This window comes from Bacillus salitolerans (assembly GCF_042680805.1).
GTDB lineage: Bacteria > Bacillota > Bacilli > Bacillales > SA4 > Bacillus_CJ > Bacillus_CJ salitolerans.
In genome coordinates, this window is the sequence record NZ_JBHUEM010000054.1 from 70,558 (window position 1) to 92,381 (window position 21,824).

The window sequence follows — 21,824 nt, forward strand, 5'->3', positions numbered from 1 at the left end:
TGGATGAATTATCCTTTTTTCGTTAATGGAAAAACCACACAGTCTTTAATAGTGTCGCTGTCAGTTAATACCATTAGCAACCGTTCAATTCCAAACCCCCAGCCAGAAATTGGAGGCATACCATATTCCATTGCTAGTAAATAGTCCTCATCCATTTCCATCGCTTCTACATCTCCATTGTTCTTAAGTAATGCTTGAGCTTCTAGCCTTTTTCTTTGTTCAAGCGGATCTACTAGCTCTGAGTAGGCATTGATTACCTCAGCCCCATTTATGACTAGCTGGAATCGGTCTGTTAGTCCTGGGTTAGCATCATTTGCCCTAGCTAGAGGAGATAGATCGATTGGATGCTGAATGAGGAACGTCGGTTTAACTAGATGTGGTCGACATTTTCTTTTATATAAAAGATCGATAAGGTTCCCTCTTCCAAGTAACTCAGCATCTGGGTAATCCAGGTCAATTCCTTTTTTCCTCGTTTCTTGAAATAAATCTTTCACATTTGGGTATAGATCAATATCAATTCCTGTGTCCTTAAGGATTAAATCCCGAAATGATACAACGTCCCATTCAAGTGAGAAATCGATTGATTGATTGTGTATCGAAATGGTTGTTGTTTGAAAGGTTTGATTTAGAAGATACAAAACCATTTCGCGCATAAGCTTCATCGTATCCTCGTAGTTCCAATAGGCAGCATATCCTTCGACCATGGTGAACTCCTGCAGATGCTGTGGGCTAATCCCTTCATTTCTAAAGCATTTAGCTAATTCAAAAACCTTAGTAAATCCGCCTACGATTAATCTCTTTAAGTAGGTTTCTGGAGCTATTCGCAGGTTTAACTCAGTATCGAGTGAATGATGATAGGTTTTAAACGGCTTTGCTAATGCTCCTGATGAGGTATGCTGCAAGATAGGCGTTTCAACTTCAAGGAATTCCTTCTCTTCAAAAAATCTTCTAATTGCCCGAACCATACGTGTTCTCGCTAATAAACGATTTTGGGTATCCTTTGTCATCAATAAATCCAAATAACGCTGACGATAGCGAAGCTCAATGTTAGTGATCCCGTGCCATTTTTCAGGCAGTGGGTGTAATGCCTTTCCTAGAAATACATAATGCTTTATACGAAGTGTTTTCTCGTTTGTTTTAGTGGTGTACATCGTTCCTTCCACACCGACAAAGTCCCCAATATCAATATAATCTAGAAATTGCTGAAATAATTCTTCTCCTGTCTCATCCTTTTTCAATAGAAGCTGTAATTTTCCTTGTATATCAGAGATTGTAATAAATAATAGTTTACTAAAATGACGGATACTAATAACTCGACCTGCCACTTTTACATCTGTCATTCCATCTTCAAGATTTCCTGCTTGATATAGTTCATAATTCTTTGCAAATCTTTCTGGATATGCCTGAATTCCAAAAGCCTTTAGAGACTCTAGTTTTTCGATTCTTCTGCTAGTCTGTTCCTGGTACATTTCTTTCACTCCATTCATTTTTCCATCTTTTAGACAACAAAAAAACTCCCACCCCCAAGATATTCTCTTGAGGACGAGAGTTATGAACTTCGTGGTACCACCTCAGTTTATTGGTATGTCACCATACCAACCTCTTCAGGTACTTCAAAAAAATTGAGTATACCCTATCTCTATATCGGGAGATCCCGCCCGTACATCACTAGGTCAAAAAAGCCTAGATCCATACGAAAGCTCCAAGTCTTTTTTCATTTTGGTCATTATTGCTCCATTTCACCAACCGGAGCTCTCTGGAAATAATAAATCAAAATTACTCTTCTTTTCATCGCTATCACTGACTATTCAATAATTAACAGTTATTCTACTGGAATTAATTGGTGTAGTCAATAAAATTTTATATTTATGGAATAGATAATGGAACTTTCCTTTATTTTGGAGATTTCAAAATGCTTGAAAGGTTTAAGTTGTTACCACTCGTTTAATTATGTTGATGAGCCCTGCGATTGTGTTCATTCAGAGAGGATTAACGCTTCATTATGTTGAAGTTACTATACTAACCCTACCTAATGACCGAGCTTGGTACATCAATATTTGAGCTTGTCCCTTGATAGATAAGGACAAGTTGCTGTTAATCATTATGCACATGTATTCTTCTCTATAAACATATTCGGTTTTTAGGTGTAAATTTTTTCGGAGTATATTCTCTTGCTCGGTTATTAGGTGAAACTTTCAAGGGTTATCGTCAAGTAAATAAAAAACTAATTGAGATAATAAATTCCTCTTAGGGTAATAAAGTTTCCTTTGCATATGATGGTTTAAATAGAATTCAAACAACAACTGATACAAGTACTGGACTAATAACAGAAGTTTTAGAACGAAATGAATTTGGATTAGTAACAAAATTGCAATATTCTAAGCTAGGTAATCAAGGAAAATTGATACCATTATCTATTGAGTCAACAGAATACAATAACCTAGGAGAAGTTATTGCAGTTAAAGAATATACTGATGTTACTAATCAGGCTAATACAGTACGCGAGACAAAGTTATACCATGACGATAATGGCAATATTGAAACTATAAATGATCCTGTAGGAAATGAAATTAGCTTTCAATATGACTCCCTTAACCAATTAGGATCGGTACTGCATGGTACGTTTTTAAAGTGGTCATATGATTATGATGAAGCAGGAAACTTATCATCAGTGACGAAAGAGGGAAGCAAAGTAACAAGCTATCAAATGGATCCAGATTTAAACTTGGTGAATAAAGTGACGTATCCATCAGGTTTAACGAGTAACTTTGCATATAATCCAAGTGGAACACTAACGAATATTAAACATTCGGTATTTAACAATGCAATAATTTTTGATACGTATGATTCAGGTCTACCTAAAACTGTGACAGGTATTAATAAGGAAAAATCAATAGTGTATTACGATGAGGCACTAAATATTTCTAAAATGATCACGTTTGACGGAAATCAGGAATATCATACGTATCTTCATTACAATGACTTAAATCAACTCGAACGCCGTTTTGTCCAAAAAAAGAATGGAGAAATTATTGCAGATGAATCCTTTGTGTATGATAAGCATGGGAATCGTATTAAGAATACCTTTCAGGATGGCTCAGTAATAGACTATGTTTATGATCTTGCAGATCGTATAGAGAAAGTGACTTACAATTATATTAATGAACCTACAAGTATTCAAGAGTTTAAATATGATGAGATGGGTAATATAACATCTATACTATCTAATGGAGTTACCAAAACATTTAAATATAATAGTGTAAACGAGTTAATCAATGATTCAGGGGTATCTGTACATGATAATAATGGGAATCTTGAATCTAATGGTAGTTTAAGCTTTAAATATAACGTTGAAAATAATTTAATGAGTATCGAAAACTCAACTGGAGCAACACTAGGGACCTACGACTACAATCATGAAGGTCTTCGTACAACAAAGACAGTAGATGGGAAAACAGAGAACTATTACTATGTTGGTGGATATCTAGCGTTTATTACAGATACAACCAATAAATTAATATACAGTTTCACTAGAGATGCATTTGGAAGTCTCCTAACTATGACAGACCATACTGGGATAGCACCAGTAAATTATTTCTACCAAAAAAATTATCGTGGAGATATTTTAGGAATTAGGGATACAAGTGGAAAAGAAGTTGTCTCTTATCGTTATGATGCTTATGGTAATATTGTTAAATCTACGGGATCAAAAACTCTTGGCAATGGAAAATTGTTAAAGGATGAAAACCCGTTTAGATATGCAAGTTATTTTTACGATAAAGAAAGTGGATTGTATTATTTAAATGCAAGATATTTTGACCCTAGTTTAGGACGTTTTATTACGAGGGATGTTATTCCTGCGGTAAATCTTTATGCTTATAGTGGAAATAATCCAGTGAACTTTGTTGATCCATCAGGATATGCACAAGAGGACCCCGGAAGTGGTGTCTATGGAGGATCGATATCAGAACTTGGTAATGATATCAATAATAAAAATGCTGAATTTTATGATACTGGCGGTGTTATATGGTCAGATTCATTATTTGAAGGAACCCCTGTTGAACTTTTAGAATACGCAGTAAATCCTGTGAAGAAGGTTGGGACAAAGGTTGTTAGTGCAATTGTTATTAAGGGTACAGGTAACTCTGCAGCTGATGATATAATATCCAATATCCCTTCTAACGCTAAAAAAAGAAATTTAACACCAACTGATAATATTAAAGAAGGTGTTGAGTACAAATGGAATGATGGAGCAACATGGAGGGTCAGAATGCACAGTGAAGATTTGTCTGCTCCAATTGGTTCAAATGCAAATATGGGATGGACTATGAGAGTTCAAAGAGGTAAATGGTTTATGGATAGTCAAGGAAATTGGCATAAAAACAATTTGTTAAATAAAAACAGTCCATTCTTTAACGAAACAATCGCAAACCAAACCCATATTTCTATAAAAAGACATTAGGAGGGTTGTATGACATATAATATTTATAATAAACTGACGACTTTGTTTAGGAACAATAACCATGATAAGCAGAGAGTATTATATGAACTGTGTGACATATTGGAGAGTTACGAATACAAGGATTACAATATTGATAATTTAAATGAAATTTTAAATTTCCTTGTATCAAAAATACACACTGAGAATGATAGTAAGCTGAAAGACCAAATATCAGAAGCTATAACTTTAGTGTTTATGTACCAACAAGTTAAAGAGTTTAACTTTGATAGTATTATTCTAGTCTTAGATAATTTAAGTGATTTTGCATTATCAAATTTGCTTGAAGTGTTGGGGCAATCAAATAACTCAAGTTATCTAAACTTGCTAGAGCAATATAAAAATCATAGTAATAATCTTGTCAGAGAAGCAGCGTATAACGCTATCAGTAATTTGTGTAGTAGTCGATAAAATAACACTAATAAAACCTTGAAAGGAATAATACCTTTCAAGGTTTCTTTTTTGGTGGTGGGGCTACCCAGTGACGAATAATTAATTTTTTATGCAGAGAATAATAGTAATCTTTGTAATTCCTATATGATGTTTTTACAATTATTATGGTACGCACAATCACTTTAAAATGGATAACCTATTCATTGATTTATCATTTTAGTAAATGACCGTATTATCATCAGTTACCACCATTTCAATTCTTCAAAACCTTACCTTCGTTTTCTCCCTGCCTTTTAAATTTTTTCGCAACTTTTACGTACATAGAACGATTATTATAGCAAGAGGACTACTCCACCTCGATTAACTCCTGAATGTCGATGTCTAACACTTTGCAAACTGTTTCTAATGTTGATAAATAAACTCTGTCCACATTGTCTGAACAAAGATGGCTGATTGTATTTGGTCGTAACCCTGTCATACGTGCCAATTCACGTTGTGAAAGGTCACGTTCTTTAAGGATTTCTTTAAGTTTGATTGATATAGGCATGATATTTCCCTTTCTCTGTTTATATTACTTTTACGATACACAATAAATTTGTATCGGTAAAGGGGTTGATTGTATCGCTAAAGCCGCATACAATGAATTTATACAAAATATAGCGGCTAAGCGTTACGTTAATTGAGATTAGTGTAACGGAGGGGGAAAATATCATGAAAGTTATCGGATATATTCGAGTATCCACACAAGGACAAGCAAGGGATGGATACAGCCTTGCATACCAAGAAGATGAAATTAAAGCATACTGTCAGGCACAAGGATACACGCTTTTACGCTTATTTAAGGACGAGGGTATAAGTGGGGCTAAAGTAGATGAAGAAGCATTAGAAGTGGACAGAATAGGCTTTCAGGAGATGTTGGAGTATCTCTCCCACCATGAGGTGGATTATGTTGTCACACTGAATACAAGCCGTTTATGGCGGTCAGATATTGTAAAAGTGTTAGTCCATCGAGAATTGAAAAAGTATGGCGTGGACATTCGGAGTATTGAGCAACCACAATACAGTATCCACAAGAAAGACCCTAGTGACTTTTTAATCAATGGCTTAATGGAGTTATTAGACCAATATCAACGATTAGAAATCTCTTTGAAGCTAGGGAGAGGGCGAAACAAGAAAGCCCAACAGGGAGGATATGCAGGTGGAAATGTCGCATTAGGCTACAAAGTGGAGAAAGGTAAGAAAAGCCTTGTCATAGATGATAGACAAGCTAAAACCGTTCAAAGAGTGTTTGACTTAAAGGAACAGTATCCTTTTTGGACATTAACACAACTTGCAGAACGATTGAATGAAGAAGGACATCGAACGAAACAAGATAAGAGGTTTAGTAAAGTCCAAGTTAAAAGGATTTTAGATAGAAAAGCGTTTTATAGTGGGTTATACCACTATGGAGACATAACAGCGAATGGCAAACATCAAGCCATTTTATAACGGTTAACAGATAGAGAATGGATAGGCTTTCGTACCCTTGCGAGTCTCTAAGAGACTAACGCTCGACCTAAGGTTGCCGACATTCTCTGTCTTGCTTTAATAATTTTACAGAAGGGGCGATTTTTTTGACAACTACCACAAATGATAAAAATATTATTAAAGAGGTAACAATTAATGCACCTTTAAACTTAGTATGGTTTGCTTGGACAATCTCTGAAAGAGTTTCTGAATGGTTTGCTTCTGAAGCAATAATAGAAGATAGGGAAGGTGGTGCATACGAACTTTATTTTATACCTGGAAATAGAACGGGTATGAATACTCAGGGTTGTAAGATCACTAAACTCATTTATGAAAAAGAGCTACATTTTACTTGGAAAGGCCCAGACCAATTCGAGGGATTAATGAACTGTGAGGATGAACTAACAACAGTAAACGTAAATTTCGCATCAATCGATGAGAATACTACTAAGGTAATGGTTGATCATGTAGGATATAAAGATAATAGGACTGGATAGATGCAATTAACTGGCACCAAATGGCATGGTCAGGAGTTCTAGATAGTTTGAAATCTGCTCTCGAAAAAGGCGAAGGCAATTTATGTTGCCAACCATAAAAAATAATATTTACATGAACCATCTAAATTTTAGTGATTAAGATGGTTTTTATATCCTGAAAAATGGTCTTATTATAACTTGTGATATAGTTATCGTTGTTCAATAATACTTCCTCATTATCAACGAAAAAAGCCATTCTTCACTTGAAAAATGGCACCAATTTAATTGAATAAAGTTTTTAACCTTCTCCGTAGTATTCAGCAAAATGTAAAAATCCAAATTTCCTTACAAGATAGTTTCTTAACTCACCTTGAGTAGCTTTTTCAATTGGTGGTTTTGTTAGAGTATATGCTTTGGCGTTTAATTCAGCAAATTTATCATTATCCACTTCATTATGATATTCATCATCAATAATCGGTGATGTTACAGCAGCATTTGGATACCCCATAAAAAACACTTTTGTTCTAATTGCGGTACTTGGTGTTGAATGTAATAGTAAAAAAATTATAGCGATAACTATAAAAAAAATGACCTCTTTCTTTACATTTAACTTTTTAATGAAGTTCATTAATTAAAAAAACACCTCCCAATAAGTTGTTTGATTATTCTGTTCTAAACTTCAATAGAAATAGCCAATCTCCTTCTTGAAGATTAGCCCACGTTCGTAATATAAACTGTTGTGCAAAAGCATCCGTTTATTGAATAAGTTTATATATGATGGACCTTAATTTTATGCCAAACTGATTTCCAGTTTTTCTTTAATATTCGCTCCTCATAAATCGCAGCAAGTTTTTGTTTTTCTTTAAAATATGGTGTCGGCTTCAACTCTAAATTTATTACATCTTCTATACCACAAGGTGCAGTAATTATTAGATTTTTATCTTTGTCTATCTTTACACCAAGAGCCGTTGCTGTCTCTGGAAACTTGGAAATAGCATCTTCAGAAGAAGTATATGGTGGAAGGTCATTTATTACGTGCATTCTTGCTTCATTCTTAACAGACCAAGGTATATCAGGAAGCATTGCCCTTAATTCAGCTTCAAAATTTTTTTCTGTCTTCTCATTGATGTTTTCATCGTCAAAATATATAACATCAACATCTGGAGTATTTGTTCCTTCTTCAAACCCGTGCAATGTGTCCCATATTTTTGAACGGACAAATCCAGCACAAATCCACCAATCTGGCAAATCCAATCTACTCGCAGTATTAATTATTTCCATCATCCTAGCATCATTTTGGATTAACATTATTACATCTTCTTTGTGCCTTAACATGAAATCTCCCCCCAATCGCGAACGTATATTCCTATAATAGCATAGCGGAAATTTAAAGGGGATTTTTAATTTAAACTGCTCTTTTACTTCTACCCTGATATCAAATTCTTTTTTTATTGTAAAAACATCAACATCAAACGCCATGTTTGGCAGTTCCTCTTCAAGATTGTGCCACCGTAGCTCTTCAACATCGTCTCCAGGTACAGGTGTTCCGGATATAATTCGAGCTGATACAGCAACGCCAAGTGTTTGAATATGTTTCGTGAAGAAGTTAGAAGCAACGTTAACCTCATCCTTTTTTACTTATTCAACATTTGCTCGGGTTAGCTAAATTATTATTAATCCTAAAAATTTTTGATTAATCAAAAAAAGCCGACTAACTTTAGGTCGGCTTTACTTTACTCAATTGTTCTTACCTTCAGTACATTCTCTACATCTTTCTTTGTCATATTGGGATGAATATCATCTCTATATAAAATCTCGATTGCTTTTCGATCAAAATCACTCAGCTTCGTTAGCATGGTATCAGTATAAGGATACAAAATACTGCTACGCTCATCGGAATGAGCATAAAACCCTAATACATGGAAAAATTCATGGAAAATGGTCGTCTCTCTCTCGCTTTGCGGCGTATTCGTACCAATTAAGATTTCTGATTTATAAAGCTTCCCTACAGAATGGAATGTTGGAATAGCGAGTCCAACTACTTCTCCTTTGTGGGTAACAAGGTCCCCTTCAAATCCAAAATCTTTAAAGCGATTATTGGGAACAAAGTGCATGTCGATTCGGAAATTAGATAAGGCAGTTCTATTTTCTCCTTTTCCTTCCATTACTTTGAGATCAATTGGTAACAGTTCATTGAGTGAAGCAACCTGTGATAGAATGATGCTTCGATCTTTAGCTGTTGGTTTTCCATGAATGTAAATCTCAATAGGTTCAGTCCACTTATAAACATTTTGTATGTCATCTGAAAAATAAAAGCTCAGAAACTTACTTATCGTTTCTTTGGAATACGTTTGATTGTCAATGATAAAAGTGTATGCTCTTGAAGAAGTGAGGCCATTATCTTTTGTAGCCTTTAGTACAAGGGTATGGGTCCCTTCTTCTGTGAATTTTTGGTTTAAATCAACTGGATTTCCATTGATAGTGGCAGAATAAGTGACATCCTTTTCTTCAATTAGTTGAAAAGAAACCTCTTTGAAGTTCATGGATGGAATTTCTGGATAAAATGCGGGAACTACGGGTGGTTTGTCATCTCGTTCAAAGGTGATAGTCTCCACTTTTTCTTTCCAGAAATGACGGGATGTAATGGTTAATTCATATTGTCCATTTTCTGTAATGACATGATGATTTTTAATAGGGTGATTGTTTAATAATAGAGTAAATGGATCAGACTGATTTTCATCGATATGAATGGTCACATCACTAGAGTAAATATCCCCATTTACTATACTATCAATTTTTATTTCAGGCTCTGAAATACATCCGGTCAATAGCAAGCAAAGTGTAAGCATCATAAAATATCTCAAAATATCCCTCCCTATTACATTATAAAGGGGAGGGAAGGTTAAATGAGGTGGTAAATATATGAAGGGAAATATGACAAAAAAGAGAACCGATTGTGGTTCTCTTTTTCTAAAATAGTCCTTATTAGGTTACATAATGCCCTTTCCTATTTTTGGAAGGTTCTAGAGCAGGGTAATCTAAATATGCTTATTCTAACACTGGTGGTTTCCTAACCTTTGTTGCTTGCTCGAATCCAAATCCAAGTTCAATAAGGGTCGGTTCATTAAACGCTGTAGTAGTAAACGTGATACCCACCGGACCGTTATCGGAAGAATAACCAGCAGGGACTGTGATAGATGGATATCCAGCCTTCGCAGGAATTCCAGCACCAAAGTTATTCGGGAATACTATAGCATCTAGTTCGTGCTCTTCTAGAACATAATCAATTCCTTGTTCTGTTGACAAGTACTGATCTTTTTCAAGGCTAGTTAAATACTCAGATTCGGTTAAAGTTCCACTCGTTTTGTCGGACTCTTCTAGAATTTTTTGTTCATAGCGAAGCATTCTTTCTGGATCCTTTTTATTAAATTCAATGATATCCGAGAGTGAGTGAATTCCTATCTTAGGATCGATTGTATTTAAATATGCATTTAAATCAGATTTAAATTCATATATTAATACATTGTAATCCCATTTTTCTTTACTTGAAGGAATGGTCACGGAATCTATTACAGTAGCTCCTTGGTCTTTTAATACTTGAATTGCCCGTTCCATAATTTCTTTTTCCTCATCTGACAAGTAATCGAAATATCCTTCACGAGCAATTCCTATTCGTTTACCTTTAAGGCCGTCTTCTTTTAAAAATTCAGTGTAGTCATATTCAATCAAATTTTTCATTGTAACGATATCTGCTTCATCAGCGCAGGCAAGTGCATTTAGTAAAATAGCCGCATCTTTCACCGTTCTAGCCATCGGACCGGCAGTATCCTGCGTATGAGCAATAGGAATAATACCTGTTCTACTGACAAGACCAATCGTTGGTTTAATCCCAACAATTGAGTTTCGGCTCGCTGGGCTTAAAATGGAGCCAGATGTTTCTGTTCCAACTGCAACAGTTGCGAAGTTTGCAGCAATCGCGGCACCTGAACCTGAGCTAGACCCACCCACCTCAAATTTATCAGGTCCATACGGATTTAAAACTTGTCCACCACGAGAGCTATATCCGGTTGGCATTTTCTCTGCCATAAAATTTGCCCATTCTGTCATATTCGTTTTTCCTAATATAATGGCTCCAGCCTCACGAAGCTGGGCTGCAATAAACGAGTCTTGATAAGCAAACGAGTGTTGAAGAGCTAGTGAGCCAGCACTTGTATGAAGCTTATCCCCTGTATCAATATTGTCCTTTAGTAAAACTGGAATTCCGTGTAGAGGCCCTCGAGGCCCTTCCATGTTTCGTTCAGCATCAAGTGCTTCTGCAATATGAAGGGCGTCAGGATTTACTTCAAGGACAGCATTTACACGTATACCGTTTTTATTAAAAGATGCAATACGGTCTAAATAGAGCAATACTAATTCCTTGGCTGTTATTTCTTTTGCTTCCATTGCGTTTTGAATTTGGTCAATTGTTGCTTCTACTAGCCACTCTACTTTTAATTTTTCAAGTTTAGGATTAAACATGGTGTATCCCCCCGTCTATTTGTTATGTTCTTTCTCTTCTACCTCTGAATGATCTATGTATGGATTATCTTCTAGCTGATCAATTGTTTGCTTATAAGCATAGCCTTTGTTAATGGTTAATACGCTAAGCAATAAGACAATGATAACGACGATAATTGAAATGATAAGTACGGTAAACAACCTAGCACCTCCTAACTTTTATTTTATCACGGAGTTCGAAGAATAACATTTACAAAATATTATGTTTATAGGCATCGTTTCTGGGGAATTTAAAATAGTAGAATATTACATAAAGGAGAGTCATGATGTCAAACAATTTAGTTCAAATCGTAAATAAACAAGTAGCGAACTGGAGTGTGCTCTATATGAAGCTTCATAATTATCATTGGTTTGTAAAAGGGCCACAATTCTTCACGCTTCATGATAAGTTTGAGGAATTATACGGTGAAGCTTCAATCCATATTGATGAACTAGCAGAAAGACTGTTATCTATAGGAGGAAAACCGGTAGCCACCATGAAGGAAGTGTTAGAAATTTCTTCTGTGAAAGAAGCAAACGGTCAGGAAGAGGCATCGCAAATGGTTCAAAGTATTGTAGATGACTTCAATATACTAATTGGTGAATTAAAAGACGGGATGGGTCTAGCAGAATCTGTTGATGATGAGACAACTGGGGACATGCTTCTTGCCATTCACCAAAGCTTAGAAAAGCATGTTTGGATGTTAAGTGCATTCTTAGGAAAATAATGAGGAGGGTAGCTAAATGGCTACCTTCTTTTTAGTTTTGTAGTAAGAGTGATCTCCTGTCCCATATGTAAAACCTTCCTTTATTTTTCCCTTCAGTAGGTAGGTTCAAGGATTTTAGCATGTAATACGCTTCATGAGATGATGGGAGGTGAAGAAATGCCTTACATTGTTGGTTCGTTATAGTTGGTGAGAGTACTAGAAAATAGTCTTGTATGGTTCCAACATATGCATGTTTAGAAACGGTGTGGCAATGTTGACAAATCCATTTCGTAGAAGCCTTTTGAATGGGAAGAAAATGACAGTTTGGACAATGAACTCCAGTGAGGATCATTGTAGGTTCAATTTGATAGGTAGAGAGAATATCTACTGGTTGAGGGTGATGGTGTTTAAGTAATAATCTAGTAAATTTATTAAGATTGCTTTTTGTGAGGTATTCTTTTTGATGTAGTTCATTGAATCTGTTAATGGATTCTAAGCAATTTTCGGCGTGGACAACAGTTTTTTGGACGCTTTTCTTCTCAAATGTATTTTCTGTTTTTATTATACTTGAGGAATGACTAATGACAACTAAACATTCAATTGGAATGGGGGGTAACTTATGATCATGGAACCAAGCATTTAATAGATTTGCTTGACGCTTTACTTGTGTAATTGGGTAAGAAAAACCGTCCTCTTTGTCAGCATTTTTTCGAATCAACTGCTTAAACGTGGTATCAAACCATAAAGTTCCTGTGATATTTTTCACCTCGATAATAAGGGCAAAGCGTGGTGTTAGTAGAAGAGTATCAATTTGAAAGTAGTTATTTTGAATGGGGAGTCGCAGGTCTTGCAAGATTAAGAAGTGGTTTTTAGGAAGATAGTTTAAAAAGTAGTCCACTGCTATTTCACCGCGGTGTCCTGCACGCCTTTTCATCGAATCCTGTTCAATTTCTATTCGTTTTGGATGGTTTTTTGAAAGCCGGCGATGTAAGGCTTCGTTAGCGAGAAGACGGATGGGGACATCTCTGTTTTTTATAATCAAAAAATCCCTCCTTAATAATAATTTTACTGATTTATTCAATAACTATTAGCTAGATTCCTGCTACGTATGAAGGGGAATTTCGATATCCAGAAAAAAAGAAATATATCGAGAATTTTTTTAATATATCCAGAAAAAAGCCAGGATATCCAGAAAAAATTAATTTTATCCACAAAAAGATCCCTGTTATCCAGAATGAAACCTTTTCCCACTTAAATCGTATTAAAAATAAGGGGTGATACGTGGATGAGCAATGAAGTATTATATGTATCTGACAATTTTTTTTCGGCTGGTAGAACTGATATTTATAATTCAGACAAGGTTAAGATTGGAGAACTTGATTTAAAAAGTGCTTTCACTTCAAGTCTTGATGTGTATGACTTGGATGGGAATGCATTATTGAGTGGAAGATTCCCTTTCTTTAGTAATAAGTGGATGGTCACTGACCAGGCTGGACGTGAAATTGGCGAGCTAAAAGCAAAATTTGCCTTCTTTTCGGAGAAATATGAGTATTATGCGAATGCAGGTGAATCATATCGGATTGAGTCAGAAGCGTTTTCAAAGCTGTATCAAATTCTTGATCGGAACGAAAAGGAGGTTGCTCGATTTGAAAAAGTTAGTGGATTCTTTTCGTCCCCAGTATTCCAGTTAACCAACTCAACAGGACATATCAACTCGTTTGAATTAATTGCGGTTGTAATGGGTGTAAATGAGATAAAAAAACGGAGACAAAGTGCCGCAAACAGTGGAGGAGGCGCACATTAACAAATTATTTATATGGAGTATACTTAGTCGATACCTTAATAGGTATCTTTTTTTTGTAAGATTTTGGTGATTGGAGTTTAATGGCATGACTCATGAGGGTTTTTTAACCGAGGAGCCACTACTAGTGTCTAAAGCGCCTCGTTTAGAGTAACATTAATCTTGAACGATGCTGCTTCTTATTTATAAGGGAGCTTCTTATAAAAAATCATTGCTAATTTTACATAAGCTATATAAGATGAAACTATCAAAATGCAAAGGGGATAGAATATTGCGTACAACGATGCGTGTTATGTCAGAAGCCGAGGTGAATATCATAATTTAAAGGAGTAAAAGAATGACGGTTAATTATTCGAATCTATTCCATGGAGCACTATTAAAACTATCAGCGCCAAGACTAGAGGACATAGATGTCATGGTTAGCTGGGGAGAGGATGCTGAATATCTTCGTAATATAGATACGGACATTGCTCTGCCTAGAAGAAGAGAACAGCTTGAAGCCGAAATTGGATCGAGCTCAAACAGTGCCTATTTTCGATTACGGACGATCGAAAAGAATGAATTAGTTGGATTTGTTGTCATCCATAGTATCGAGTGGAACAACCGAGCTGGAATGCTCGCCATTGGAATAGGTGACGCTGCCAATCGTAATAAAGGATATGGAACAGATGCGCTTCAGTTAATTCTTCGATTTGCTTTTCATGAATTGAATCTAAACCGAATTGGCTTAGATGTGATCGAATACAATGAAAGAGGAATTCGAGCATATGAAAAGGTCGGGTTTAAGCAAGAGGGGAGAATGCGTGAAAGTGTGTATCGGGATGGAAAATGCTATGATCGGATCATGATGAGCATTTTGCGCCGTGAATGGGAAGCAATACATCAACTATCATAACAAAGAGCGGGAGTGAGTTCCCGCTCTTTATTTAGATTATTAAGAAAATATAAAATTTTTAAGCAAGAGAATGGGCTAGTGACTTGGAATCCAGCACCAGCACCCAGCCAAGATGAAATGGCGACGATCTTTGCCATTTCATCCTACTCGAGGGAAAAAGAAAAATCACTTTTACCTTGGTCAAATAACCTGTCATGAATTAAAGGGAAAATCACCCTTTTTTATGCCAGAACATTTGCTATGCTTGAGGCTAAACGGGGCGCCCTGAGCTTTTGTTCTTCATACTTTTCTAGGTTATTTAGCATCGGTACAATTTGAATTTCTATTCAATCCGGTCATACAGCATTAACACTATCGTGGTTTACATTTTGATTTGTCTTTTTAAAGTCATCCTAATCAACATCGTTATCAAAAATTACAAATGCGTAATTACCAGTTCGATCCAGATCTTGAGTAGTTTTCAACCTGATAAACATAGAATCAAAAATATTGTAATGGGCAAATACCTCAATCTCGGTTTTTAGTAGAACTAGTAGAGCTTGCTACAAAAAATGAAAATTACTATGAGAAATAAGGAGATTCATTGAATAGAAACGAAAAAACTTTGCTGTATAGGCAATGCTTTTTAACGAATTAATTTTTTGAGATAGCCCCCATACTTGCCAACAATGCGCGGGCATCAGCATTTAAATAGGTGTGGATGTCTTTTCTTAAGAATAGATCTGTATGGTCTTTAAGTGTAACCTTAATGCCTCTCACATCAAATTTTGATGCAAAGGCATTTACAGATTGGATCGTTGCAAGCTGCACTCGATTCAAAGGCTGCGAAGGAGTGTCTTTTACAGAAGATAAAAAACTCAGAAGCTCTCTTGCGTTACTATTAAGTAAAGAACGATTTTCTGTTAAAACTTGAAGGTTTTCTTGTATATATACTCTAGCGGTAATGAGATCTAATTCTGCCATCGATTTGTTTATCTTTTCAACTAAATCATGCAGCCTCATCAAAAGGCCCTCCTTATACGATTGGTATTTACTAACATTATCGGGAAAGTTATGTAAAACGTAAATAGGAGGAGTTAAAGATGGTAGTTTAGGGTGAGGAAGGGATAGTTCTTTAGGCCCTTTAATCTTCATCGATTATGGAAACATATATATAATTTCCTAGTCTTTTAAAAGGAAATATAAAAAGACACCAAAAAAGGTGTCTTTTCAGGTCTAACTCAAAATGGCTTACTAAATCTTATCGTATTATTAGTATACGGAAAAGGAAGCATTTTCATTCATTAGAAATAAATTTTCTCGTGGTATAATGTTTTCATCAAAGAAAGAGGGAGGGGGATTAAATGTCATTTATAGATTTGAGAAGTGACACGGTCACAAGGCCTACAGATGAAATGAAGAAAGCAAGTTACGATGCAGAACTAGGTGATGATGTTTACGGTGAAGACCCCACGGTAAACAAGCTAGAAGAGAAAGCCGCTGAGATTCTTGGAAAGGAAGCAGCGCTGTTTGTGACAAGTGGAACACAAGGAAACCAAATTGCTGTATTAACTCATTGTCAACCAGGAAATGAGATATTATTGGAAGAAGAAGCACACCTTTTTTATTATGAAGGTGCCGCTATCTCAGCATTTGCGGGTGTTCAGCCACGCACGCTTAGAGGAAATCGTGGTGCAATGGATCCTAAAATGGTCGAAAGTGCGATCCGAGGTGATGATATTCATTTACCTGAAACCGGATTAATTTGCTTAGAAAATACCCATAACCGCGCAGGAGGTGCTATCGTTCCACTTGAAAATATGATCGATATTTTTGAGGTAGCCTCAAAACATAGCATTCCGCTTCACTTAGACGGAGCAAGGCTATTCAATGCAGCGGTAGCCTTAAATCAGCCGGTAACGGAATTCACTAAATTTACTACGACCGTACAAGTTTGCCTGTCCAAGGGTTTAGGTGCACCAGTTGGCTCTATATTAGCAGGCAGCAAGGAGTTTATTCATCGTGCGAGAAAATGGAGAAAACGACTTGGTGGTGGCTTAAGGCAGGTTGGTGTAATCGCCGCCCCTGGTTATATTGCCTTAACTAAAATGGTAGATCGTCTAGGTGAAGATCATCAAAATGCGAAGCGACTAGAAATAGGCCTTCGAAACATACCTGTTTTTTCAATTGTAAATACTGTCGATACAAATATTGTATTAGTGGATGTTCAAACATTAGGTATAACCTCAGCACAATTTATTGAAGATATTAAGAAACACGGAATTTTAGCCGTTCCTTTTGGTCCTACGATGGTTCGATTTACAACACATTATGATGTGACCACACAGCAAGTAGACAATGCTATTTCGACTTTAGCATCTCTTTACAAAAGGTAACCACTATTAATAATAGTGGTTTTCTCTTTTGCATGTTTTTAATGAATGGTCCTTTTTTCTGATCTTTCGTCAGACATTGTTAATAGTCCCTCTTGAGCAAGCTTTCCCCTTAATCCCTCAATTAGGTATAGTCCAACGAGATTATATAGTTCCTGATCGTCTAATTCATGTAATAGATTCAATAAACTTTTCTTGTTAAGTTGCTCTAGAACAGAAAATGCAATAATATCGATATCTTCCTCATCGCCTGTAAAATGGTGCTTATACATTTCATACAATTCATCAACAAATTTCATGTTTTTCACCTCAAATGATGTACTATTATCTACCTTGCGCATTAAGTAGGTTCTTTACCCTTACGATTTTTTCTATTTCGAATAGTATATGGTGAAGACTTGTCTATGATGATACTTCATAATGTGTTAGCATTAAATCCCTCATTTTAGACAAGCAAACAATGGAAAAGGAGGGAGATGATTTGAAATTTGAAGTCCCATTTACAATCCTGTTATCCATAGTAGGTTCGTTTACGTCATTTATGTTTGGAGGCTGGGGATCCTTACTATCTATATTAACATTAATTATCATATTGGATTTTATCACAGGGATCATCGCATCTGGTATAGAAGGAAAACTTTCGAGCAGGCTTGGATTTAAAGGCATTGCTCAAAAAGTTATAATCTTTGCATTAGTATCTGTTGCTCATGCCATAGATGTGGCAATAGGCGAACAGCATATGATAAGGGATGCGACTATCTTTTTTTATTTAGTTAATGAGACATTATCCATTATCGAAAATGCAGGAAGGGTTGGATTGCCAGTACCCTCATTTCTCGTAAAAGCAATTGAGCTTTTAAAGACGAAATCAAACAAGAAGTAAGCAGAATATTTTTTCTGCTATTGGAAAAAGTAACAGTAGTAACATGTAACGGTGTAAGGAGTTGAGACAGTGAAGAAAACGTACTACATTTCCCTTGCAAGAGGAGAAATATCTCAAATAAGCACAGCATCTCCATGGAATTACAAAATTGAGGCAACCGACGAAGAAATTGTTCAGCTACGCGAATATTTTGATCAAATCTATTCTTCAGATTGGCAAGGCTTTTTCCGTGCTCACACTCCATATATCGAGTACCATCACGATCCAACGAATGATGCATATGATGAGACCATTCAAAAGGTTTACGGATTAATTTATGAACTTGGTGATGAAGAGACGAGAGAGCATATTGATCAGGAAGGAATATTGAAGGATTAGAAAGGTCACAACAGTGGCCTTCTTTTTAGTTCAAGACAAGTATGAATCATACCGTTTAGAGAGGTGAATAATTCGTCCATATCACATCTCTATATATGCTTTACATATAGAATAAAGGAAATGATGGAGTATTTCTAGTTAGTTTTTGATGAATTCTTATGTTATCATCATAACAAACGTTTGAAATTGGAGCTAGATAGTATGCATACTTTTATCGATCACTATAACAATGAAGTAATTCTTTCCTTTCAAGATCACCCTTTTTCCAAAAATCCGAAGCATGTATGGGTTATTTGTAGATATGAAGATAAGTGGTTGTTAACTTCTCATTCTCGCAGGGGACTTGAGTTTCCTGGCGGTAAGGTTGAACACGGAGAAGAAGCAAAGGATGCGGCTATTCGTGAAGTGAAAGAAGAAACAGGTGGTAACGTTCATTCCATTACTTATATTGGACAGTATAAGGTTTCGGGAAAAGGAAAAACCATTATTAAAAATATTTATTATGCTATCATCGATCAACTTGTGAAACAAGAAGATTACTTGGAGACAAATGGTCCCGTTTTATTAAGTGCCCTTCCTGCGAATGTGACGAATGACCCTCGCTTTAGTTTTATCATGAAGGATGAGGTATTAACATATAGTCTTGAGTATATTAGGAAGTCCTTTGCTTAAAAGGGAAATGAAAGCTCTCGTTTAGTCGAGAGCTTTATTTATTGATGATGTTTAATTAGTTTCTTCTCTAACCATTCTATCCCCTGGTACATTATCGTAGCAAAAAATGCAATGACTAATAAACTCGCAAGCACTAATGTAAAGTTAAACACTTGAAAACCGTAAACAACTAAGTAGCCTAACCCTTTCGATGAAACTAGGAATTCACCTACAATGACCCCCACCCATGATAAACCAACATTTACTTTTAGCGTGGATATGATGGTTGGAAATGAAGCAGGTAAGATGGCATCGCGAAAGCATTGTATTCTAGAAGCACCAAAGGTTTGTAGTACTTTCATATAATTGGGATCCACTTCCCTAAAGGATGTGAAAATGACGATAGTTGTGATGATAATAGAGATTAACGCTCCCATTCCAATAATGGAAACAAATCCGGGACCGAGTGCTACGATTAAAATGGGTCCTAATGCCACCTTCGGTAAGGCATTAAGAATCACGAGATAGGGGTCGACCACTTTTGATATAAAGGGGGACCACCACAGCACTGTTGCCATAATTGTTCCTAGTAATGTCCCTAAAATAAATCCAAGTACCGTTTCAAAGAGAGTAACAGACGTGTGCATCAACAGGCTTCCATCTTGAAGCTTTGTCAATATCAAGCTGAACACTTTGCTGGGACTACTAAAAATAAGCGGGTCAATCCAGTGTAAACGACTTGATATCTCCCATAAACCAAAAAACAAAACAAAAATAATCAACTGGTAAAAGCGGACCCATCTTTTTTCCACGGTTAAGCGATGGATATATTGTTGATGTAAGAGGGAGACGTGATTGTGATTAGGTTTCAAGTGAGTCCAACTCCTTCCATATAGATTGAAAGAGCTTCGAATAACTCGGGTGCTGTCTTGCATCAAAAGGCTCAAGTTCTCTTAGCTCCTGTGGTACTAAAAACGTTTTTGCGAGTCTTCCTGGCTTAGCGGCGAGCAGAAAAATTCGATCGCTCATCGCAATGGCTTCTCCTATATCGTGCGTCACAAGTAAAGCTGTTTTATTGAAGTTTTTTAATGTTGTGGCTACAAGATTTTCAAGTTTTAACTTTGTCTGATAGTCTAGTGCAGAGAAGGGCTCATCTAATAATAGAATTTTAGGTGAAGTCATAAGTGTCCTCACAAGTGCAACCCTTTGCCTCATTCCGCCAGATAATTGGCTTGGAAAAAGCTTATCTACGTTTTGTAAATCCATTGTTTCTAAGAGCTTAATGGCTTCTTGTTTTTTTTCTTTTGTTAATGTTTTAGTAATAGCTGGACCAAGTAAAACGTTATCTACTATTGTTTTCCATGGGAATAAATAATCCTGTTGTAGCATATAGCCGATAGAAGGACTGGGTTTGGTTACCTTTTGGCTATCGATTATGACTTCCCCTTCAGTTGGCTTGATAAGACCTGCAATAATCGATAGGAGAGTCGTTTTTCCACAGCCACTTGGTCCAAGGAAGGAGACAAACTCTCCCTCCTCAATGCCTAGTGTGATGTCTTCAAGGGCTGTTGTCATAGAGGTTTTTGTGAAATAAGTGTGATTGATGCCCTGTATAGTTAAAAAGTTCAATCTATTCATCTCCTTTACTAATCTGGTTGGCACTATAAAGATGAACCAACCCATCGGGAGTCGACTCAGGTGGTAAATACTTATTCTGAGATGATTTCTTCAATAAGCTTTGTTTCAACTAAGACACTATGATCTACCTCAACAGGTAGTTCACCAGCTTCCCTCATGATATCTTGAAGATTATTCCATTCATCTTCATCCAAAATAGGATTTGTTGCATACGAGCCTTGCTCCTTATAACGATTTACAACTGTTTCAATAAGAGCGACATCCGTATCTTCAAAGAATGGCTGAATGGCTTCCGCAATTTCTTGTGCTGAATGGGATTCAACCCATTGTTGTGCTTTATAGATGGCTCTAGTAAACTTTTCAACAATCTCTTTGTTGTCGTTTAAATAACTTTGTTTCGTCATAAATGTTGTATAAGGAACGTGCCCAGACTCTTCTCCGAATGATGCAACGATGTGTCCTTTACCCTCCTGTTCAAATACGCTAGCTGTTGGTTCGAATAATTGTACATAATCACCTGTACCAGACCCGAACGCACTTGCAATATTTGCAAATTCAATATTTTGAATGAGATTTAAATCATTATGTGGGTCAATTCCATGCTTTTTTAAGACGAATTCTCCAACCATCTGTGGCATTCCACCTTTACGTTGGCCTAAAAATGTACTACCTTTTAATTGATCCCATGTAAAATTTTCAACTTTCTCACGAGATACTAAAAATGTTCCATCTGTTTGTGTTAACTGAGCAAAATTGATGACCGGATCTGTGGTACCTTGCGCGTAAACGTATATGGAAGTCTCTGAGCCAACTAAGGCAATATCAATTCCATCTGAGAGTAAAGCAGTCATCGTCTTGTCTCCACCGAATGTTCCTTGTAGCACAATTTCAAGTCCCTCATCTTCAAAAAATCCTTGAGAAAGTGCTACGTATTGAGGTGCATAAAAAATAGAATGTGTAACTTCACCGACACGTACCTTTTGAATATCGTTTTGGCCACAGGCACTTAACGCAAATAAAAGAACAGTAGACACTAATATAGTTAAGCCTAGTTTTATAATTCGCATTGAATGATCCTCCTTGAGAGTGA

The 21,824-nt window shown here is 36.2% G+C and carries 23 protein-coding genes, 1 pseudogene and 1 other annotated feature; of the genes and pseudogenes, 11 read left to right on the forward strand and 13 right to left on the reverse strand.

Annotated elements, in window-relative coordinates; genetic code table 11:
- Positions 1-8: 8 nt before the first annotated feature.
- Positions 9-1,469, reverse strand: coding sequence for a lysine--tRNA ligase (lysS, locus tag ACFSCX_RS22360; protein ID WP_377930460.1), 1,461 nt, complete (start codon positions 1,467-1,469; stop codon positions 9-11).
- Positions 1,470-1,535: 66 nt separating this feature from the next.
- Positions 1,536-1,801, reverse strand: a binding site (T-box leader).
- Between the two features lie 567 nt (positions 1,802-2,368).
- Here lysS and ACFSCX_RS22365 point away from each other — a divergent pair.
- Both ACFSCX_RS22365 and ACFSCX_RS22370 read left to right on the forward strand, forming a co-directional pair.
- Positions 2,369-4,462, forward strand: a complete 2,094-nt coding sequence (locus tag ACFSCX_RS22365) for a polymorphic toxin type 30 domain-containing protein (RefSeq protein ID WP_377930461.1) — start codon at positions 2,369-2,371, stop codon at positions 4,460-4,462.
- A 9-nt stretch (positions 4,463-4,471) separates the two neighbouring features.
- Complete coding sequence (locus ACFSCX_RS22370; protein WP_377930462.1) at positions 4,472-4,909, forward strand: hypothetical protein; 438 nt, start codon at positions 4,472-4,474, stop codon at positions 4,907-4,909.
- Between the two features lie 328 nt (positions 4,910-5,237).
- Here the strand turns inward: ACFSCX_RS22370 and ACFSCX_RS22375 are convergent, their stop codons facing one another.
- Complete coding sequence (locus ACFSCX_RS22375) at positions 5,238-5,438, reverse strand: helix-turn-helix domain-containing protein (RefSeq protein ID WP_026089141.1); 201 nt, start codon at positions 5,436-5,438, stop codon at positions 5,238-5,240.
- Positions 5,439-5,602: 164 nt separating this feature from the next.
- Here ACFSCX_RS22375 and ACFSCX_RS22380 point away from each other — a divergent pair, with 164 nt between their 5' ends.
- Together ACFSCX_RS22380 and ACFSCX_RS22385 are read left to right on the forward strand one after the other, a co-directional pair.
- Positions 5,603-6,379, forward strand: a complete 777-nt coding sequence (locus tag ACFSCX_RS22380; protein ID WP_377930463.1) for a recombinase family protein — start codon at positions 5,603-5,605, stop codon at positions 6,377-6,379.
- Between the two features lie 125 nt (positions 6,380-6,504).
- Positions 6,505-6,992, forward strand: a pseudogene (locus tag ACFSCX_RS22385) (SRPBCC family protein).
- Positions 6,993-7,171: 179 nt separating this feature from the next.
- On the opposite strand, the gene ACFSCX_RS22390 reads toward ACFSCX_RS22385, so the two are convergent.
- The 5 genes from ACFSCX_RS22390 to ytzI all read right to left on the reverse strand — a co-directional run bounded on the left by ACFSCX_RS22390 (position 7,172) and on the right by ytzI (position 11,571).
- Positions 7,172-7,501 carry a hypothetical protein gene (locus ACFSCX_RS22390; protein ID WP_377930464.1) on the reverse strand — a complete coding sequence of 110 codons (330 nt, stop codon included), beginning with the start codon at positions 7,499-7,501 and terminating at the stop codon, positions 7,172-7,174.
- A gap of 140 nt (positions 7,502-7,641) precedes the next feature.
- Complete coding sequence (locus tag ACFSCX_RS22395) at positions 7,642-8,208, reverse strand: nucleotidyltransferase family protein (RefSeq protein ID WP_377930646.1); 567 nt, start codon at positions 8,206-8,208, stop codon at positions 7,642-7,644.
- A 398-nt stretch (positions 8,209-8,606) separates the two neighbouring features.
- Complete coding sequence (locus tag ACFSCX_RS22400) at positions 8,607-9,737, reverse strand: DUF2927 domain-containing protein (protein ID WP_377930465.1); 1,131 nt, start codon at positions 9,735-9,737, stop codon at positions 8,607-8,609.
- 184 nt (positions 9,738-9,921) lie between these two features.
- The gene (locus ACFSCX_RS22405; protein WP_377930466.1) at positions 9,922-11,391 is read right to left on the reverse strand and encodes an amidase family protein; all 1,470 of its coding nucleotides are present in this window, start codon (positions 11,389-11,391) and stop codon (positions 9,922-9,924) included.
- Positions 11,392-11,406: 15 nt separating this feature from the next.
- Positions 11,407-11,571 (reverse strand): YtzI protein, encoded by a 165-nt coding sequence (gene ytzI / locus ACFSCX_RS22410; protein WP_377930467.1) that lies wholly within the window; start codon positions 11,569-11,571, stop codon positions 11,407-11,409.
- Between the two features lie 125 nt (positions 11,572-11,696).
- Between ytzI and ACFSCX_RS22415 the strand changes: the two genes are divergently transcribed.
- On the forward strand, positions 11,697-12,137 hold the full coding sequence (locus ACFSCX_RS22415; RefSeq protein WP_377930468.1) for a Dps family protein: 441 nt from the start codon (positions 11,697-11,699) through the stop codon (positions 12,135-12,137).
- A gap of 31 nt (positions 12,138-12,168) precedes the next feature.
- Here the strand turns inward: ACFSCX_RS22415 and ACFSCX_RS22420 are convergent, their stop codons facing one another.
- Positions 12,169-13,158, reverse strand: coding sequence for a nuclease-related domain-containing protein (locus ACFSCX_RS22420; protein WP_377930469.1), 990 nt, complete (start codon positions 13,156-13,158; stop codon positions 12,169-12,171).
- A gap of 243 nt (positions 13,159-13,401) precedes the next feature.
- Here ACFSCX_RS22420 and ACFSCX_RS22425 point away from each other — a divergent pair, with 243 nt between their 5' ends.
- Positions 13,402-13,920, forward strand: a complete 519-nt coding sequence (locus ACFSCX_RS22425; RefSeq protein ID WP_377930470.1) for an LURP-one-related family protein — start codon at positions 13,402-13,404, stop codon at positions 13,918-13,920.
- 334 nt (positions 13,921-14,254) lie between these two features.
- Positions 14,255-14,812: a GNAT family N-acetyltransferase gene (locus ACFSCX_RS22430; RefSeq protein ID WP_377930471.1), complete on the forward strand. Its 558-nt coding sequence runs from the start codon at positions 14,255-14,257 to the stop codon at positions 14,810-14,812.
- 633 nt (positions 14,813-15,445) lie between these two features.
- Here ACFSCX_RS22430 and ACFSCX_RS22435 read toward each other — a convergent pair.
- Positions 15,446-15,814: a hypothetical protein gene (locus ACFSCX_RS22435; RefSeq protein WP_377930473.1), complete on the reverse strand. Its 369-nt coding sequence runs from the start codon at positions 15,812-15,814 to the stop codon at positions 15,446-15,448.
- Between the two features lie 341 nt (positions 15,815-16,155).
- Here ACFSCX_RS22435 and ltaE point away from each other — a divergent pair, with 341 nt between their 5' ends.
- Complete coding sequence (gene ltaE / locus ACFSCX_RS22440; RefSeq protein ID WP_377930474.1) at positions 16,156-17,187, forward strand: low-specificity L-threonine aldolase; 1,032 nt, start codon at positions 16,156-16,158, stop codon at positions 17,185-17,187.
- A 38-nt stretch (positions 17,188-17,225) separates the two neighbouring features.
- On the opposite strand, the gene ACFSCX_RS22445 is transcribed toward ltaE, so the two are convergent.
- Positions 17,226-17,483 (reverse strand): DUF6154 family protein, encoded by a 258-nt coding sequence (locus ACFSCX_RS22445; RefSeq protein WP_377930475.1) that lies wholly within the window; start codon positions 17,481-17,483, stop codon positions 17,226-17,228.
- Positions 17,484-17,665: 182 nt separating this feature from the next.
- On the opposite strand from ACFSCX_RS22445, the gene ACFSCX_RS22450 reads away from it, so the two are divergent.
- From ACFSCX_RS22450 to ytkD, 3 genes are all read left to right on the forward strand, one after another.
- Entirely contained in the window at positions 17,666-18,067 is a 402-nt protein-coding gene (locus tag ACFSCX_RS22450; RefSeq protein WP_377930476.1) for a phage holin family protein, read from the forward strand.
- Positions 18,068-18,136: 69 nt separating this feature from the next.
- Positions 18,137-18,445 (forward strand): hydrolase, encoded by a 309-nt coding sequence (locus ACFSCX_RS22455; RefSeq protein ID WP_377930477.1) that lies wholly within the window; start codon positions 18,137-18,139, stop codon positions 18,443-18,445.
- A 201-nt stretch (positions 18,446-18,646) separates the two neighbouring features.
- Complete coding sequence (ytkD, locus tag ACFSCX_RS22460; RefSeq protein WP_377930478.1) at positions 18,647-19,117, forward strand: RNA deprotection pyrophosphohydrolase; 471 nt, start codon at positions 18,647-18,649, stop codon at positions 19,115-19,117.
- Positions 19,118-19,155: 38 nt separating this feature from the next.
- Here ytkD and ACFSCX_RS22465 read toward each other — a convergent pair whose 3' ends face one another.
- The 3 genes from ACFSCX_RS22465 to ACFSCX_RS22475 form a co-directional block, all read right to left on the reverse strand.
- Positions 19,156-19,968: an ABC transporter permease gene (locus ACFSCX_RS22465; protein ID WP_377930479.1), complete on the reverse strand. Its 813-nt coding sequence runs from the start codon at positions 19,966-19,968 to the stop codon at positions 19,156-19,158.
- A complete protein-coding gene (locus tag ACFSCX_RS22470) occupies positions 19,958-20,725 on the reverse strand; it encodes an ABC transporter ATP-binding protein (RefSeq protein WP_377930480.1) in 768 nt (255 codons plus the stop codon). Before ACFSCX_RS22470 ends, ACFSCX_RS22465 begins: the two co-directional genes overlap by 11 nt.
- A gap of 80 nt (positions 20,726-20,805) precedes the next feature.
- Positions 20,806-21,801 (reverse strand): ABC transporter substrate-binding protein, encoded by a 996-nt coding sequence (locus ACFSCX_RS22475; protein ID WP_377930481.1) that lies wholly within the window; start codon positions 21,799-21,801, stop codon positions 20,806-20,808.
- Between the last annotated feature and the right edge of the window lie 23 nt (positions 21,802-21,824).

Bases quoted from the DNA above. Each gene is read 5' to 3' on its own strand.
- lysS (WP_377930460.1), bottom strand. From the start codon at position 1,469: ATGTACCAGGAACAGACTAGCAGAAGAATCGAAAAACTAGAGTCTCTA.
- ACFSCX_RS22370 (WP_377930462.1), top strand. From the start codon at position 4,472: ATGACATATAATATTTATAATAAACTGACGACTTTGTTTAGGAACAAT.
- ACFSCX_RS22375 (WP_026089141.1), bottom strand. From the start codon at position 5,438: ATGCCTATATCAATCAAACTTAAAGAAATCCTTAAAGAACGTGACCTT.
- ACFSCX_RS22380 (WP_377930463.1), top strand. From the start codon at position 5,603: ATGAAAGTTATCGGATATATTCGAGTATCCACACAAGGACAAGCAAGG.
- ACFSCX_RS22390 (WP_377930464.1), bottom strand. From the start codon at position 7,501: ATGAACTTCATTAAAAAGTTAAATGTAAAGAAAGAGGTCATTTTTTTT.
- ACFSCX_RS22395 (WP_377930646.1), bottom strand. From the start codon at position 8,208: ATGTTAAGGCACAAAGAAGATGTAATAATGTTAATCCAAAATGATGCT.
- ACFSCX_RS22405 (WP_377930466.1), bottom strand. From the start codon at position 11,391: ATGTTTAATCCTAAACTTGAAAAATTAAAAGTAGAGTGGCTAGTAGAA.
- ACFSCX_RS22415 (WP_377930468.1), top strand. From the start codon at position 11,697: ATGTCAAACAATTTAGTTCAAATCGTAAATAAACAAGTAGCGAACTGG.
- ACFSCX_RS22425 (WP_377930470.1), top strand. From the start codon at position 13,402: ATGAGCAATGAAGTATTATATGTATCTGACAATTTTTTTTCGGCTGGT.
- ACFSCX_RS22430 (WP_377930471.1), top strand. From the start codon at position 14,255: ATGACGGTTAATTATTCGAATCTATTCCATGGAGCACTATTAAAACTA.
- ACFSCX_RS22435 (WP_377930473.1), bottom strand. From the start codon at position 15,814: ATGAGGCTGCATGATTTAGTTGAAAAGATAAACAAATCGATGGCAGAA.
- ltaE (WP_377930474.1), top strand. From the start codon at position 16,156: ATGTCATTTATAGATTTGAGAAGTGACACGGTCACAAGGCCTACAGAT.
- ACFSCX_RS22445 (WP_377930475.1), bottom strand. From the start codon at position 17,483: ATGAAATTTGTTGATGAATTGTATGAAATGTATAAGCACCATTTTACA.
- ytkD (WP_377930478.1), top strand. From the start codon at position 18,647: ATGCATACTTTTATCGATCACTATAACAATGAAGTAATTCTTTCCTTT.
- ACFSCX_RS22475 (WP_377930481.1), bottom strand. From the start codon at position 21,801: ATGCGAATTATAAAACTAGGCTTAACTATATTAGTGTCTACTGTTCTT.